Below are 15,681 nucleotides of genomic sequence, written 5' to 3' on the forward strand. Positions count from 1 at the left end.
TTGCGATACCTTGGCCGTCACAACGGTCGAAGGCGTACTATTGGCCGCGAGTCTAGAACCGGCCGTTCAGTTGTCCTATGCCGCAACTGTTCAACGCTGCTGGTGTTTTTTGCCATTCAAGTGTCAGGGAGCGAAACGTTCACATGCGGGAAAACGACTCGGTTGCCGTTTATTTCGTGCAGGCCATGATCCACGCTCTGGGAGGAGATTCGCAGCGCCTGACGGCTGTGCTGGAACAGGCCGGTATCGACCCGGCGTTGATGGCTGATCCCACGGCGCGGGTGCCGGCCAGCGCGTTCGCCGAGCTGTGGCTGATTCAGATCCGCGAGTTGAACGACGAGTTTTTCCGGCTCGACTCCCACGGCATGCCGCCGGGCAGCTTCGCCTTGATCTGCCGCGCCTTGATTCAAGAACCCGACCTGCACAAAGCCATGCGCCAGTGCCTGGCCAATTTCGGCCTGTTCCTGCGCGACTTCCGCGGCACCCTGAGCGTGCGCGGCAAGCGCGCAATCATCAGCCTCGACACCCACGCGCAAAACGACGACGTCAGCCGTTTCGGCGAAGAGACGTTCCTGGTGCTGATGATCAGCCTGCTGTGCTGGCTCGGCGGACGACGCATTCCCATCGACCGCGCGGACTTCCGCCATGAGCGCGTGTCCCTCAGTGACGACCGCCTGCTGTGGGGCCCCAACCTGACCTTCGGCGCCGAGCGCACCGAAATCGAATTCGCCAGCCACTACCTGCGCCTGCCGGTGGTGCAAGACCTGGCCTCACTCAAAGTATTCCTGCGCACGGCCCCGCAATGGCTGGTGATCCGTTTCCGCAACCAACACGGCCTGGCCTCGCAAGTCCACCAGCGCCTGCGCAACAGCGACTACAGCGAATGGCCGACCCTGCAGGATTTCGCCCTCGAACAACACCTGAGCCCCAGCACTTTCCGCCGCAAACTCGAGCGCGAAGGCTGCTCGTATCAGGAGATCAAGGACGAAGTACGGCGCGGCGTGGCGTTTGAACAATTACGCCAGAGCAAGGCGAGCATCAGCGACATCGCTGAACGGCTGGGCTTTCAGGAACCGAGCGCGTTTCATCGAGCGTTCAAGAAATGGACGGGGGAGAGCCCGGGGCGGTATCGGGCGCGGTTTCAGGTGGGTGTGGAGTAAAGTCGACTGTTCTGGTGTATCAGTCATTCCAAGGAAAGCGCTGAAGGATATAGCGAGGTTTGCTGGAGCCGATTCGCTTGGCGCTTAATGTTATGTCGTAGGTTTTATAGAGATTCGCGTTCACCTCATTCGGATTGGGGATCGCTCTTGGGATACCTCCGTAAATAACCAAACCGTCGATGGTCCGAAATTCGAATGCCCGCTTATCCGGGAGCGCTCCAATAAACTCACCCGTGAACGTCTCTGTCGTTTCCTGGATGTTATCCAGGCTTAGCCGAGTCTTGCTTTTGCGGACCTGTTCACTGTCTGTGAACTGAAATTGACGGGTGGGGGTGGTCAGAGAACAAGAAGCGTCGTAGCTGGACAGCTTCCCCAGAAAATCTGCGACGCTCGACAGGGCTCTATCGGCCAATCTCGACACCGGTTCGGAGAGTTCTTCATCACTCTTCGTCGTGGCTTCGAGCAACTCGGTCATAAGGTCGATGGCTTGTGAAACCAAAGAGATCCCTTCCATTTCCGCTTGCGCCGCAGGAGGGACTTCCTCCAGTTCGAAGCCAAAAGAGCCGAGCGCCGTTCCCGTTATGAGTAACTGATTGTTTGACCGATTTGGAATAGGGCCTTTATCGGCAAGAGTTCCGGAGATTGACGCCGCAATGGTAGCAATAGCTTCACTGAACGCTTGCGTTGCTGCCGTACCAAATTCGGCCAATACCCCCTGAGTACCTAAAACGGGGGCGCCACGATAGGTAATGACGACCTTCGCAGGTTGGTGCGTGTTCTGACTATTCGCTTCAAGCGCTGATGTCGCTTGCGCAATTCGAGAGCGAATGGACATTGCGGATAGCTTGCTGAGCCCAGGTTTGGCTAGCTGCTTCTCCAGAAAGAGGAGCTCTGCCGACGTGTGCAGGTATTCGTTTCTATTCATGTGCTAGCTGTGTAAACCCACCACGTTGTTCACGGATGCTATTCGGCTAATTGGTGGCAAATAACTCAGGCTGGCATGCGGGCGATGCCAGTTGTACTCGTGCAACCATGACGTCAGGTAGGTCGCGCGCTGATCAATCAGCTCAATGTTCTCTGCAAAACTACCGTTCAGCCATTGGAATCCTTCAGCCATGCCCATCCTGTGCAGCTCAGAGCGATGCGAGAGATAGCCATGCAGAATTTGACATCGATCCTGACTGATCGCGAAGCGTTCTATGAAGGCCAAGAGATCAACCTCATAGGGAGATCGATCCATCCCGGCAGGGTTTTGTTAATTGATGGGAGGGATAAGTCCCTCCGGGTTCCATTCAGGTATCAATCCCGGCTTCCTTGCTCAGTGATCTGAAAGTCGGTCGATCCTCATCCTGACGTCCTCTTGCGTCAAGCGAACAAACGTTACAGTTGATTCGCATCACGCACATTGCCGGGCTGAAGTACCCTGTCACCTTGTTTGCCCTCTGCGAGCTTTCCCCCCATGCCAGCGGCCCTTAACCGCCTCACCGCTCTGTTCGACCAGGCCCGACGCGCCTTGCTTCTGGTTTGGGGCACCTCCCGTGGATTGTTCCTCGGCCTGGTCCTGGCCACCCTGATTGCCGGTGTCCTCCCCGCGCTGGCCGCCTGGATCGGTCAACGCATCGTCGACGCAGTGCTCAGCGCCATGCAGTTGCACGCGCAGCAGGGCAGTGCGCCGTTGTGGCCGGTGGTGCGTTATGTGTTGATGGAGGCGGGGGTGTTGGCGTTGTTGTCCGGTACGCAGCGGGCGCTGTCGGTTCAGCAGTCGCTGTTGCGCGTGCAGTTGGGGCAGAAGGTCAACACGATGATTCTGGAGAAAGCCCAGACGTTGTCGTTGGTGCAGTTCGAGAACTCCGAGTTTTACGACAAGCTGGTGCGGGTGCGGCGCGAGGCGTCGACCCGGCCGCTGGCGTTGGTGATGAAGTCGTTGGGGCTGATCCAGAACCTGATTGTGCTGATCAGCTTTGGCGTGTTGCTGGTGCACTTTTCGCCGTGGGCGCTGGTGCTGCTGGTGGTCGGTGCATTGCCGGTGTTTTTCGCCGAGGCGCATTTTTCCGGGGATGCGTTTCGGCTGTTCACCCGCCGGGCGCCGGAGAGCCGGCAGCAGAATTACATCGAGACGCTGCTTTCCCACGAGGGGTACATCAAAGAGGTCAAGCTGTTCGGCTTCGCGCCGCTGTTGTTGCAGCGTTATCGCGACACCTTCGCGCGGCTCTACGCCGAAGACCGCCGCTTGACGTTGCGTCGCGATGGCTGGGGATTTGTCCTAGGCCTGCTCGGCACGGCGGCGTTCTACCTGGCGTATGCGTGGGTGGTGGTCGATGCCGTTCACGGCCAGATCACCCTGGGGCAAATGACCATGTACCTGGTGTTGTTCAAGCAGGGACAAACCGCCGTCAGCAGCAGCTTGAGCGCCATCAGCGGGCTCTATGAAGATGGCCTTTACCTGTCGAATCTCTACGAGTACCTGGCCGAACCGGTGGTGGCCGATACCGGGACGCTCACGGAAGGTGCCGTGCCTGGCGATGGTCTGCGATTCGAGAACGTCGGCTTCACGTATCCGGGGGCGAGTCATTCCGCATTGGAAAGCATTGACCTGCACCTGGTGCCGGGGCGCAGCCTGGCGCTGGTGGGGGAGAACGGCTCGGGCAAGACCACACTGATCAAGTTGCTGACCCGTTTGTACCGCCCCGATCAAGGGCGCATTTTGCTCGACGGCAGCGATTTGCAGACATGGCAGGAGGTCGCGCTGCGGCAGCGCATCGGCGTGATCTTTCAGGATTACATCCGCTACCAATTCTCGGTGGGCGAAAACATCGGCGTCGGCGACACCTTGGCGTTCAACGATGAACAGCGCTGGCAGGATGCGGCGGCCCAAGGCATGGCCGCGCCGTTCATCGAGCGTCTGGATCGCGGGTATGCCACGCAGCTGGGACGATGGTTTGCCGGAGGGCAGGAATTGTCCGGCGGGCAGTGGCAAAAGATCGCGTTATCGCGCGCCTACATGCGCCGCAATGCCGATATCCTGATTCTCGATGAGCCGACGTCGGCCCTCGATCCGGCGGCGGAAGCGGCGGTGTTCGAGCATTTCAGCGAGCACACCGAAGGTCGCATGACGTTGCTGATTTCCCATCGGTTTTCCAGCGTGCGCAATGCAGACCACATCATCGTGCTGGACCAGGGCACGATCCTTGAGCGTGGCGATCACGACAGCCTGGTGGAGGCGGGTGGGCGTTACGCGCAGCTGTTCAACCTGCAAGCCCGGGGTTACCGCTAGGTTTGGCTTTCATCAAACCATCGATTGCCTGGCGATACTGACTGCCACCCAGAATCATGCTGTTGTTATGCGTCCCTCCGGGCACCAGCAGCAGGCGCTTGGGTTCATTGGCGGCATTGAATAATTGCTGGCTGAAGCGTGAAGGCATGAACGGGTCGGCCAGGCCGTGGACCACCAGCAGCGGCATGTCGATGCCGACGATCTTGTCGATGGAATCGAATTTCTGCGACACCAGCCAACGCACTGGCAGCCATTTCACGGGCAGGTTGCTGTCGGCCACTTGCGCCACGGCATCGCCCAGCGAGGTGAACGTGGACTCGATCACCAGGCCGCGCACGGGCACGGGGTCATGGTGCTTTTTCGCTTGTGCGGCCAGGTCTGCCGCGAGGTCGATGGCCACCGCGCCGCCCAGGGAATGGCCGTAGATCAGGCGCTTGTTGGCGTCCGGTTGCATCTGGGTGAAACGCTCCCAGGCCGCTCGGGCGTCTTCGTAAACACTGGCTTCCGAGGGCAGGTCACCTTTGCTTTGGCCGAACCCTCGGTAGTCGATGGCCAGCACCGAGTAACCCATGGCGCGCAATTGCTCGATGCGAAACGCCTGGCCCGTGAGGTTCCAGCGCACACCGTGCAGGTAGAGGATCGACGGTGCATCCCGGCGCGCGGCTGGCCACCACCAGGCATGCAGGTTTTGCCCGGCCTTGAAGCTGGCGGGTTTGATGTCGAACTCCTGCACATCGCTCGGCAGGCCGCGGTACCAACCGGCGGTGCCCGGCTCGATGCGAAACAGCAGCTCGCGTTCCTTGTATTTGAGCACGCCACAACTCACCGGCAGTCCGACGATCAGCGCGGCCATGCACAGCAACGGTAGCCAGCGACGGCCTAAGCGGCTCAACCAATTCGACAACATGCGATGGTCCGGAAGATCAGCAGGAAAGGACGGGTTTTAACAGATGCGTGGTGGGGGCGGGAAGAATTTCGACAGCCGTACGAGGTTGTGGGGTGAACGATCAGGCCCCATCGCGGGTAAGTCGAATCGTCGCACCGTCGGTCCCACATGGGATCCCCGGTGTTCACAAAACCACTGTGGGAGCCGAGCTTGCTCGCGATGGGGCCATTGCCGGCAAAGCAAAAATCCCGATCAATCCACCTTCAACACAATCTTCCCAACATGATCCCCAGCCTCCATCCGCGCATGGGCCTGTGACGCATCGTTGAGTGCATACACCTTGTCGATCATCGGCAGGCAACGCCCGGCGGCGAGCACTGGCCAGACGTACTCGCGCAACTGTTCAGCAATCGAGGCCTTTTCTTCGCGGGTGCGTGAGCGCAACAGGGAACCGGTGATGATCGCGCGCTTGGCCATGATCGCCAGCAAATCGACATCCTTGGCGTGAGCACCACCAAGAAAGCCCAGCATCACCAGTCGACCCTCCATGCCCAGCGCCGCAATATTGGGATTCAGGTACGAACCGCCCATAATGTCGAGGATCACGTTCACGCCTTTGCCGGCGGTTTTTTGCGCGATGACCTCGGCGAAATCCTGGTCGCGGTAGTTGATCGGCTCGGCCCCCAACTGGCGGATCACCGCACACTTGTCCTCGCTGCCCGCCGTGGCGAATGCCTTGACCCCGAACTCGCGGCACAACATCAACGCGGTGGTGCCGATGCCACTGGTGCCGCCGTGGATCAGGGCGCGCTGGCCTTTGCTGGCGCCGCCCATCTCGAACAGGTTGGCCCACACCGTGAAGAAGGTTTCCGGGACTGCCGCCGCGTGAACCCAATCCATCCCCTCAGGGATCGGCAGTGTCTGGCCGGCCGGTGCCACGCAATACTGCGCGTAGCCGCCGCCGTTGGTCAGCGCGCAGACCTTGTCGCCAACAATGAATTCGCTGACGCCGGCGCCGATGGCCACCACTTCCCCGGCCACTTCCAGCCCCGGGAACGGGCTCATGCCGGGTTTCAGCGGGTACTTGCCGGCACGTTGAAGCGCATCAGGGCGGTTGATCCCCGCAGCGTGCACGCGAATCAACACTTCGCCCGCCGCCGGGGTGGGCACCGGCTCCTGACGCGGCTTCAACACCTCGGGGCCGCCGGGCTCGGTGATTTCAATCAGGGTCATGGTTTGAGGCAAGGTCATGTCGAAGTCCTGGGACAGAGAAGTCATAACAGTGGGACCGCATTGAGGGAGCGGTGATTCAGTTCAAAACAGGCAGCAAATCATCACGACGGTTGAGCAAACGCATGCCCTGTTCCAGCAGCAGTGCAACCACAATCGCACCGGCCGCGATGACAAACAACAAGGCGTGATGACCGCCGCTGGCATTGAACAACGCCGAATAGGCAAACCCGGCGATGGCCTGAAAGGTGGCGAACGAAACCGTCGCGCGGCTCCAGGCCACTTGCTGCTGATGATGCTGCGGGATCAGTTCGTGAACCCGTGCCAGCGCCAACGGGACGATGCCCGGCGGGAACGAGCCGAGAATCACCGCCAGCAAGGCCAGCGCCGTAAAGGAACTCGATATCGCCAACAGGCCAACGGCAATTGCTTGCACCACCAGCACCACGCGAATACTGACCTTCGCGCCGAACTGATCCGCCAGAAAGCCATAACTCACCGGCCCGATAATCGCGCCGAGGCCATACATCACCCAAATCAGTGCGCCGACGTGCGGCCCGGCACCGAGACCACGGGCGACGTAATCCACAAGAAACACCATGGCGGGCACCAGTCCGGCGGCCATGAACGCGTATTGAGCGAACAGCAGGTATACCCGTGGATCAGTGGCCGTCTTGGGCTCGTCGATTGACGGCGCGACGGCTGGGTGGTGCGCCTCTGACGGCCAGCCGAACCAACTGGCAGCGGTGAGCACCAGGGACAACAAACCGAGGCCAAACCAGGTCTGCTGCAAGCCAAGGCTCAGCAACGGCGGAACAATCGTCCCCGAACCGGCAATGCCCAGGCCAATCCCTAGAAAAATCGCACCGCTGGCCAACCCGCGGCGTGATGCCGGCACGTGGGGCAACACGGTCGCGGCCACCAGCACCATGATCGCGCCACCGGCAACGCCCGACAGCAGGCGCCAGCCAAAGAACCAACTCACCGACAAGGGAAAGCCACAGGCGAAAAACGACAACGTCACCGCCAACATCATCAGCCGCAGCGCGGTTTTGTTGGAGGTGCGTTGCGCGACAGGGCGGCCGATCAGGGCGCCAATCAGATAGCCCACGAGGTTGGCGGCGCCGAGGTAAACCACGTCGCTGGCGCAAAACCAGTGCGCCTGGATCAATGCGGGAATCAACGGCGTGTACGCAAACCGCGCCAGGCCAATGCTGACCAGACTGGCGCTGAGGCCGGCGAAGATCGGCAGCCAAATGGCGCGTCGCGAGGGGGTCGATGAGCTGTGCATGAGCAGGATCCTGAGAGGTGTTTGCTGGCCTTCAGCCTACCGCGATTATCTGATGCAATAACGCAGCGATTTTGCGTTATGGTGATGCGTATATGCATCGGTAGGAGAGCCGCATGAATTGGGATGACGCACGGGTATTTCTCGCGGTTTGCCGAGAGTCGACACTGCGCGGCGCCGCGCGGGTGCTGGGGGTCGATCAGGCCACGGTGGGGCGACGGATTACGGCGCTGGAAAAGTCATTGAGTGCCACGTTGTTCCTGCGCACCTCGGAAGGTTATGCACTGACCGCCGTCGGCGAGGCGGCGCTGGCGGCGGTGGAAAAAATGGAGCGCTCGGCGCTGGAGCTGCAGCGGCAGATCCAGGGGCTGGATGACCGCTTGACCGGGCTCGTCAGGGTCAGTACCACCGATTCCATGGCCATCGATTTTCTGATCCCGGCCATTGCGCGCCTGCATCAACAGCACCCCGACGTACGCGTGCAACTGGACGCCTCGACGCAGATTCTCAGCCTTGCCAAACGCGAAGCCGACATCGCCGTGCGCAATACCCGGCCGGATAACCCGGACCTGATCGCGCGACGAATCGCCCGCTGGCCGGTGGGGCTTTTTGCGTCGCAGGCGTATGTGGACGCCCACGGCGTGCCGGCGCCGGGCTCGGCGTTCGAGGGGCATGATCTGGTGGTGTATCAGCCGTACCTGCAAAACCAGAAGGACATGACGCTGGTGTCGGAGCCGTTGCATCGCGGGCGGATTGTGTCGAGCCTGAGCTCCAGCCTGTTGGTGCGTCGATCGATTGCGGCGGGTATCGGGCTGGGGGAAATTCCGGTGTACATGGGGGAGAGGGACGGGTTGGTCAGGCTGTGGCCGGAACGCACCCGACCGCTGCCGTATGACGTCTGGCTGGTGACCCACGCCGACTTGCGGCACACCGCGCGGGTGCGGGCGGTGATCGATGAAATTGTCGCGGTGTTCTCCGGCACCGGCGAATAACACACCTGTAGCCGCTGGCGAAGCCTGCGTCCGGCTGCTACAGGGATTTGCGTTTAACAGTTATGGCATTTCAGGCAGCTCTTGCGGGCGCAGGTCGAATACCAGCACTTCAGCATCCGCACCGTTGCTCAACGTCAGCACCTGCTCATTGCGAACCCGCACGCCATCACCTTCCTGCAACTGCACGCCATTGAGTTCAACGCTGCCACGGGCCACGTGCACATAAGCATAACGATTCGCCGCCAGTTCCAGCGCAGCGCTTTCCTTGCCGTCGATCAGCGCGGCGTACACACGTGCGTCCTGTCGCACTTTCAGCGAACCCTTGTCGCCGTCGGGGGAGATGATCAGTTGCAGACGTCCGCGTTTCTTTTGCGTGCTGAAGTGCTCTTGCTGATAACGCGGTTTGGCGCCGCTGACTTGCGGCACGATCCAGATTTGCAGGAAATGCACGGGCCGTGTCGCCGAGTGGTTGTACTCGCTGTGGGCCACGCCACTGCCGGCGCTCATCAACTGCACATCACCCGGACGGATCACCGAACCGGTACCCAGCGTGTCCTTGTGTTCCAGCGCGCCTTCGAGCACGTAGGAGAAAATCTCCATGTCGCGGTGAGGGTGTTGGCCGAAGCCTTTACCGGCCGCCACGCGGTCATCGTTGATCACCAGCAGGTCTGAAAAACCCTGTTCTTTGGGGTTGCGATAGTTGGCGAAGGAAAAGGTATGGAACGACTTCAACCAACCGTGATTGGCCGCGCCGCGATCAGAAGCTTTGCGAAGGGTCAGCATGATGAAATCTCCTGTTGGGACGTTGATTCGTCCGAGTGAGGAGAAGGTTAATGGTTACTAGCTGGTGCAATAAGTAGATGAAAATTGAAACACTGTCCTGATGAGGTTGACAGTAATGTGCGGACGATCACGCATTCTTTCCCGACACAGGCGCCACGATTGGCCATAATGCACAGCACCCTTTTAACGCCTTACACACAACCCCCTGTAGGAGTGAGCCTGCTCGCGATCCCGGTGTGTCAGTCAACATTGATATCAACTGATACCCCGCGATCGCGAGCAGGCTCACCTACAGGGACCGGTGTCTGGCCGGTATTCTTTTTTGACTTCAGTGATTTCTAACCCATGAAAACCGTGGCAATGGTGTTATTCCCGGGCTTCCTCCTGCTCGACATGGCCGGTCCCATGGAGGTGTTTTCCATCGCCAACCGCTACCTGGCCCCGGCTGACCACTACGTCCTCACGACCATCGGCACCGAACCCGGCGCATTGCGTGCGTCCAACGGCGTCAACGTCCAGGCCGATCTGCACATTGATCAGGCAACTCAAGGCTACGACCTGCTGCTGGTGCCGGGCGGCCCCGGTGCCTATAACGAGAAACACCCGCCGTTGCTCAACTGGCTCACGGGCGCGGTGAATCGCGCCGGGCGATACGGTTCGATCTGCACGGGGGCTTTCGTGTTGGGGCACGCCGGTTTGCTCGACGGTTACCGCGTGACCACTCACTGGCACTACACCGAACGGCTGATCAAAGGCTTCCCCAAGGCCACCGTGGAGACCGATCAGATTTACGTGCTGGACCGTAACCTCATCACCTCCGGCGGCGTGACCGCCGGCATCGACCTGGCGCTGGCGGTAGTCGCCGAAGACCATGGCAAAAAAGTCGCGCAGGACGTGGCCAAAGTGCTGTTGGTGGTGATGAAGCGCCAGGGCGGACAGGCGCAATTCAGCCCGTTGATGGCCACGGTTGCCCCGCACGAAACGCCGATCACCCGGGTGCAAAACTATGTGCTGGAACACCTGGATGAAGCGTTCTGCATCGAGCGCATGGCCGGTCTGGCAACCATGAGTGCGCGGCACTTCACCCGGGTTTTTGCCCGGGAAGTGAACATGACACCGATGGAGTTTTTGCAAAACGCGCGCATCGACCGCGCCAGAAGCCTGCTGGAAACCAGTGACCTGCCGCTCAAGACGGTGGCGTTCAAAAGCGGCTTTGGCAGCGTGCGCCACATGCGTTTCCTGTTCGGCGAAAAGCTTGGCCTGACCCCCAGTCAGTACCGTGAACAGTTCAGCTAGCGTGTTGTGTCCGTCATGCGCACCTTGATGGCCGGGACGCTCCCTCCGTGGCCGTTGAACCGTCACGCAGGGCTGCCAAGATACCCCTGAACTCTTTGCAAGGGAGGTGCGGGAGCCTGGAAGGCGAGTGCGAAGGTGGGTTGTGGCACTTAGAGCCTGGCCAGGTTTTCAGCACGCGAACGTGCATGAACAGCCTTACAGATTTGATCAGCGAAGCGGTGCTGCATTTCGGCCCCTACGCGTTTCACCAACGGCAACGGCTGATCCTGGACGGTGATCGGCCGCTGCGCATGGGCGGGCGGGCCCTGGACATTTTGCAGGTGCTGGTCGAGCGCGCCGGGACGGTGGTCAGCAAGGACGAACTGATTGCCCGGGTCTGGCCGACGTCGGTGGTCGAGGAAATCAACCTGCGCGTGCACATTGCTGCGCTACGTCGCGCCCTGGGCGACGGGCAAAACGGTCAGCGCTACATCGTCAACATTCCCCAGCGCGGGTACAGCTTTGTGGCCCCGGTGCAGCACCTGCCGGCAGGCGCGCCTGTGTCGATCCAATCCATTCAAAAAGCTCAACACAACCTGCCGGCACGGCTCACGCCGGTGACCGGTCGTGACTCGATTGTCGGCAGTCTGGTGCGGCAGTTGCCGGTGCGGCGTTTGATGACGCTGGTTGGCCCCGGCGGCATCGGTAAGACTACCGTGGCGTTGCGCGTGGCTGAGTTGTTGTTGCAACACTATCAGGATGGCGTCTGGCTGGTTGATCTGGGGTCGATTGATGATCCCGCGCAAGTCGTTGACCATCTGACGCGCGCCCTCGAATCCGATGTCGGGACTGCCCTTGAGGCGTTGGCGCAGCGCCACGCGTTACTGGTGCTCGACAACTGCGAGCACCTGCTGCAGCGCTGTCGAACGCTGGTTGAAAGCCTGCTGATCGCGGCGCCCCGGCTGTCGATTCTGGCCACCAGCCGCGAACCATTGTTGGCCGCCGGGGAAACGCTGGTGCGTCTACCGTCGCTGGCGGTGCCGCCCAACTCCGAGTGGCAGAGTGTGGCGCAAGTCATGGGCTATTCGGCCGTGCAACTGTTCGTCAGTCGCGCCCGCGCCCGTCAACAAGGCTTTGCCCTGCGCGAACAAGACCTCAGCACCGTTGGTGATATCTGCCGCAGGCTTGATGGTTTGCCCCTGGCCATCGAGCTGGCGGCCGCGCAAATCGACGCACTGGCTTTGGTCGGGCTGCAATCCCAGCTCGACAATTGTTTTCAGCTGCTGACCCAAGGCCGGCGCACGGCCGTCCCCCGGCACCAAACCCTGAAAGCTGCGCTGGACTGGAGCTATGAGCAGTTGAACCCAAAGGAGCAAACGGTGTTGCAGCGCCTGGCCGTGTTCAAAATGGCCTTCACCCTGGACGCCGCCATGGCGGTGATCAATTGCTCGGTACTGCCGCCCGGATGTGTGATGCAAGCGGTAGAACACCTGGCACTCAAATCATTGTTGTCGGTGGAGGAGGGCCGCGGTGTGACCCGCTACCGTTTCCTCAACACCACTCGCCTCTATGCCTTGGAAAAACTCGAGCACAGCGGAGCGTTGCGCGATTTCGAAAGGCGCTACGCCCGTTTTATCAGCCGAGGGCGCTCCACGTCAGCTGGGCAACTGGCGTTGCAACTCGTCGAGTAACCGGCGGACGTTCATCAGGTCCGGTGTGGCAAAGCCTTCGGTGAATTGCTGGTAGATCGGTGCCAGCAGTTCATGGGCCTGTCGATAGCGACCCTGGCGCTGCCAGAGCCGTGCCATCGACGTGGCGCTTCGTAGCTCCCAGGCGAGGGCGCCCTGGGTTCTGGCCACGTTCAGTGCCCGCATCAGCACGGCCTCGGCCGCCTGGTTTTTCAACGGGCAATCCTCTTCCAGTAGCGCATTCGCTTTGGCCCGTAGAATTTCTGCCGTGCTCCAGCCGGCGATGCCGGTATCCGCGCGTTGCAACAAGGTGTCATCGACGAAACCGCTGTCCAGCGTGACCATGATGTCCTTGATCAACCCACTGCCGGGTGGGGGCGGCAAGTGCCCCTCTGCCTGGTCGATCACCTGCGCGTAGTGACGTGCCCACGTGTAGAACAACAGCACCGAATGTTTTTGTGCTTGCTCCAGCAGCAGGCGCAGGAGCTCGCGGGCGCTGCGGGTGTCGCCGTTGTAGTGGGCGATCAGGCAGCCGGCCAGGGCCAGGGTGTAACAAATGGAAGTGCCATGGTTAATCTGAATCGCGATGTCCAGTGCCTGGCGGGCCGTACGCCAGGCCTGCTCCGGTTGGCCCTGCAACCAGAGGATGCGCGCCAGAATCGTCAGGGACGCAACGCTTTGGTCGTATTGCACGCCAAAACCGTGGGTGAAGCGGTTGAGGTGACCACTGTGGGCCATGCGCTGGATCACTTCTTCGGCGTTGGCCCGGGCCCGCCCCTGATCCCCGGCAAAGTGCAACGCGAGCACGCGCAGTCGGTGGGTGCTCAACGCGAGCACGGCGTCGTCATGCCCACCCAGTCGATCGAATTGCAGGCTCTGTTCCAACGCCAGTTGATAATTTCCGCAGCTTAGATTGACCGCCATGTGCCCGGACACCGCCCGCAACTGACCGGCCATGTCACGGCACTGTCTGGCCAACGTTCTGGCGCTGACGAAGGCGTCGATGGTTTCCACAGTGCCGCCCTGGGTGTGGTAGCAGGAGCTGCCGAGGGCCAGTTTCAGGCTCATTTTCAGCTGAGGGCAGGGCTCGGGTGTGGCATCGAGCAGTGCCAGCGCCTTGCGCACATAAATGCCATGCTCCTTGAGCAGCGACAGTTCCTGCCACAGCGGCATGGACGTTGCGGCCAACTGGATGGCCAATGTTTGCGAGCCGTGCCCGTTCAAGCCCCAATCAAGCGCCGCGCGAATGTCCTCCAGACCCCGGGCATACCGCTTGATCCACAGACTGGTCGGGATGAGCTCCCAGTCATTGCGTGCCTGGTGCATCAACGCCAGGCAGCGTTCGGCATGGCGGACTCGCGTGTCCGGCAGGTCGGCGGCCTGGTCGAGTTTTTCCAGGGCGTAGCTGCGTGTGGTGTCGAGCAGGCGATAGAACACGTCTTCGTCGCCCACTTCCACGTTCAGCAGCGACTTGGCCACCAGTTGGGTGATCGCACCAAACACCTTGTCGGGGTCGATGTGTTCACCAACGATCACCGCCGCTGCGGATTCCAGAGTGAATCCGCCCCTGAACACGCCCAGCCGGCGCAGGCAGGTTTGCTCGCAGGGCGTCAGCAGTTCGTAGCTCCAGTCGAGCGTGGCGCGCAGCGTCTGGTGCCGACCCAATGCCGGCTGACACCCTTGGGTAAGCAGGCGAAAACTGCCTTGCAGCTGCTCCAGCACGCCGCTCAAACCCAAGTGGCCGACTTGCGCGGCAGCCAGTTCGATGGCCAGCGGAATGCCGTCCAGGCGATGGCAGATGTCGATCAACAGTGGCAGCTCGTCATCACTCAGTTCGAAGCTGTCATGGCTGGCCATCGCCCGTTCGACGAACAATTGCAGCGCCGAGAACGTCATGGCCTGAGCGCGATCCAGCACGGCGATGGGCGGTGGGCAATCCAGCGACTCAAGGCGCTGGACGAACTCGCCTTCGGCCCGCAGGCTTTCGCGGCTGGTGGCCAGAATGTGCACCTCGGGCGCGGCGCGCAGGGTGCTTTCACAGAGCAGGGCGATGGCGTCGACCAGGTGTTCGCAATTGTCGATGACCAGCAGCATCTGGCGGTCGCGCAGGAAGGCCGCCAGTGCGCTCACGGGTTCGCCATCGTGCAGGGACAACTCGAGCAGCGTCGCCAAATGGGCGGTGATCATCAGCGGGTCGTTGATCGGTGCGAGGTCCAGCAGGCGAATGCCGTCCCGGTAGCGCCCGATCAACTGTTCGGCGACGCGCAGGGCCACGGTGGTCTTGCCGATGCCGCCGGGGCCGACGAGGGTGATGAAGCGCTGGCGTGCCAGTTGTGTCACCAAGTGATCGACCAGGGACTGGCGCCCGATCAGTCGGGTGCGGCGCACGGGGAGGTTATGGCCGTTGGGCACCGGTCCTTCGAGTTCGGGGTGCTGCTCGATCCGTTCCAGCGAATAAGGCGCGACAAAGCTATAGCCGCGCTGTGCCACGGTGACGATGTAGCGCTGGCCGGCCTGGCCGTCGCCGAGGGCTTTGCGCAACGCCGCCATGTGCACCCGCAGGTTGATGTCCTCCACCACGCTTTTGGGCCAGACCGCCGCAATCAGTTGCTGCTTGCTGACCACGTGCCCGGCGTGCTCCAGCAGGATCAACAGAATGTCCATGGCACGTCGGCCCAGGCGCAGGGGCTGGTCGGCCTCCATCACCAGGCGTTGTCCGGGGTAGATCCGGTAGGGGCCGAAATGCACAGCCTGTTCGGGGGAAAGGGTCAACGTGTCGCTCCTGCTTGCATCCGTCTAGTACGCTGTTTTCGAGCATGTTCCGCAGGTTTTCGGATCAGTGCAATCCGGGTGGCGGATGACTGTCGGGTGTTCGCAGCGACTGTGTGTACCCGTCACCCTTGGCCGGTGCCGTGTTTACGGTAACAAAGCCGGGGTTACGGCTTTTGGCGCGCCAGGGAAAATTAACAACGTTTAACTCGTGCTGCGTCTGGTCTACGCCCAAAACTCTGGTTCTTCAACGTCCACCGGTCAGTCGTTGTAGGAATGAGCCTGCTCGCGATAGCGGTGTGTCAGTCACCAACCCTGTCGACTGATAGACCGCTA

General features: G+C 61.1%; 11 protein-coding genes and 2 pseudogenes. 5 read left to right on the top strand and 8 right to left on the bottom strand.

Annotation, left to right across the window (positions count from 1 at the left end; genetic code table 11):
- The first annotated feature begins 143 nt into the window (after nucleotides 1-143).
- A complete protein-coding gene (locus SB725_RS13005) occupies nucleotides 144-1,160 on the top strand; it encodes an AraC family transcriptional regulator (RefSeq protein WP_027921425.1) in 1,017 nt (338 codons plus the stop codon).
- A 19-nt stretch (nucleotides 1,161-1,179) separates the two neighbouring features.
- On the opposite strand, the gene SB725_RS13010 is transcribed toward SB725_RS13005, so the two are convergent.
- From SB725_RS13010 to SB725_RS13020, 3 genes and pseudogenes are all read right to left on the bottom strand, one after another.
- Nucleotides 1,180-2,085, bottom strand: coding sequence for a hypothetical protein (locus SB725_RS13010; protein ID WP_027921424.1), 906 nt, complete (start codon nucleotides 2,083-2,085; stop codon nucleotides 1,180-1,182).
- A 3-nt stretch (nucleotides 2,086-2,088) separates the two neighbouring features.
- Nucleotides 2,089-2,220: pseudogene (locus SB725_RS13015) on the bottom strand (integrase core domain-containing protein); the annotation flags it as partial.
- 24 nt (nucleotides 2,221-2,244) lie between these two features.
- Nucleotides 2,245-2,400 (bottom strand): annotated as a pseudogene (locus SB725_RS13020) (DUF6932 family protein); the annotation flags it as partial.
- Between the two features lie 219 nt (nucleotides 2,401-2,619).
- Here SB725_RS13020 and SB725_RS13025 point away from each other — a divergent pair.
- Nucleotides 2,620-4,434 carry an ABC transporter ATP-binding protein gene (locus SB725_RS13025; protein WP_410921887.1) on the top strand — a complete coding sequence of 605 codons (1,815 nt, stop codon included), beginning with the start codon at nucleotides 2,620-2,622 and terminating at the stop codon, nucleotides 4,432-4,434.
- On the opposite strand, the gene SB725_RS13030 is transcribed toward SB725_RS13025, so the two are convergent.
- The 3 genes from SB725_RS13030 to SB725_RS13040 all read right to left on the bottom strand — a co-directional run bounded on the left by SB725_RS13030 (nucleotide 4,406) and on the right by SB725_RS13040 (nucleotide 7,841).
- Entirely contained in the window at nucleotides 4,406-5,341 is a 936-nt protein-coding gene (locus tag SB725_RS13030; RefSeq protein ID WP_027921422.1) for an alpha/beta hydrolase, read from the bottom strand. The two genes, SB725_RS13025 and SB725_RS13030, sit on opposite strands and share 29 nt — an antisense overlap.
- A gap of 231 nt (nucleotides 5,342-5,572) precedes the next feature.
- Nucleotides 5,573-6,571: an NAD(P)H-quinone oxidoreductase gene (locus SB725_RS13035; RefSeq protein ID WP_027921421.1), complete on the bottom strand. Its 999-nt coding sequence runs from the start codon at nucleotides 6,569-6,571 to the stop codon at nucleotides 5,573-5,575.
- A 58-nt stretch (nucleotides 6,572-6,629) separates the two neighbouring features.
- Nucleotides 6,630-7,841, bottom strand: a complete 1,212-nt coding sequence (locus SB725_RS13040; RefSeq protein WP_027921420.1) for a YbfB/YjiJ family MFS transporter — start codon at nucleotides 7,839-7,841, stop codon at nucleotides 6,630-6,632.
- 113 nt (nucleotides 7,842-7,954) lie between these two features.
- Between SB725_RS13040 and SB725_RS13045 the strand changes: the two genes are divergently transcribed.
- Nucleotides 7,955-8,830: a LysR family transcriptional regulator gene (locus tag SB725_RS13045; protein ID WP_059181146.1), complete on the top strand. Its 876-nt coding sequence runs from the start codon at nucleotides 7,955-7,957 to the stop codon at nucleotides 8,828-8,830.
- 60 nt (nucleotides 8,831-8,890) lie between these two features.
- Here the strand turns inward: SB725_RS13045 and SB725_RS13050 are convergent, their stop codons facing one another.
- The gene (locus SB725_RS13050; RefSeq protein ID WP_059181145.1) at nucleotides 8,891-9,613 is read right to left on the bottom strand and encodes a pirin family protein; all 723 of its coding nucleotides are present in this window, start codon (nucleotides 9,611-9,613) and stop codon (nucleotides 8,891-8,893) included.
- 345 nt (nucleotides 9,614-9,958) lie between these two features.
- Between SB725_RS13050 and SB725_RS13055 the strand changes: the two genes are divergently transcribed.
- Both SB725_RS13055 and SB725_RS13060 read left to right on the top strand, forming a co-directional pair.
- Nucleotides 9,959-10,909 carry a GlxA family transcriptional regulator gene (locus SB725_RS13055; protein ID WP_027921417.1) on the top strand — a complete coding sequence of 317 codons (951 nt, stop codon included), beginning with the start codon at nucleotides 9,959-9,961 and terminating at the stop codon, nucleotides 10,907-10,909.
- Nucleotides 10,910-11,094: 185 nt separating this feature from the next.
- Nucleotides 11,095-12,579, top strand: coding sequence for an ATP-binding protein (locus tag SB725_RS13060; protein WP_410921888.1), 1,485 nt, complete (start codon nucleotides 11,095-11,097; stop codon nucleotides 12,577-12,579).
- Here SB725_RS13060 and SB725_RS13065 read toward each other — a convergent pair.
- Nucleotides 12,544-15,348 (bottom strand): ATP-binding protein, encoded by a 2,805-nt coding sequence (locus SB725_RS13065; protein WP_410921889.1) that lies wholly within the window; start codon nucleotides 15,346-15,348, stop codon nucleotides 12,544-12,546. The genes SB725_RS13060 and SB725_RS13065 overlap by 36 nt on opposite strands.
- Between the last annotated feature and the right edge of the window lie 333 nt (nucleotides 15,349-15,681).

This window comes from Pseudomonas sp. SIMBA_041 (assembly GCF_046535095.1).
In the GTDB taxonomy this organism is placed as follows: domain Bacteria; phylum Pseudomonadota; class Gammaproteobacteria; order Pseudomonadales; family Pseudomonadaceae; genus Aquipseudomonas; species Aquipseudomonas mucoides.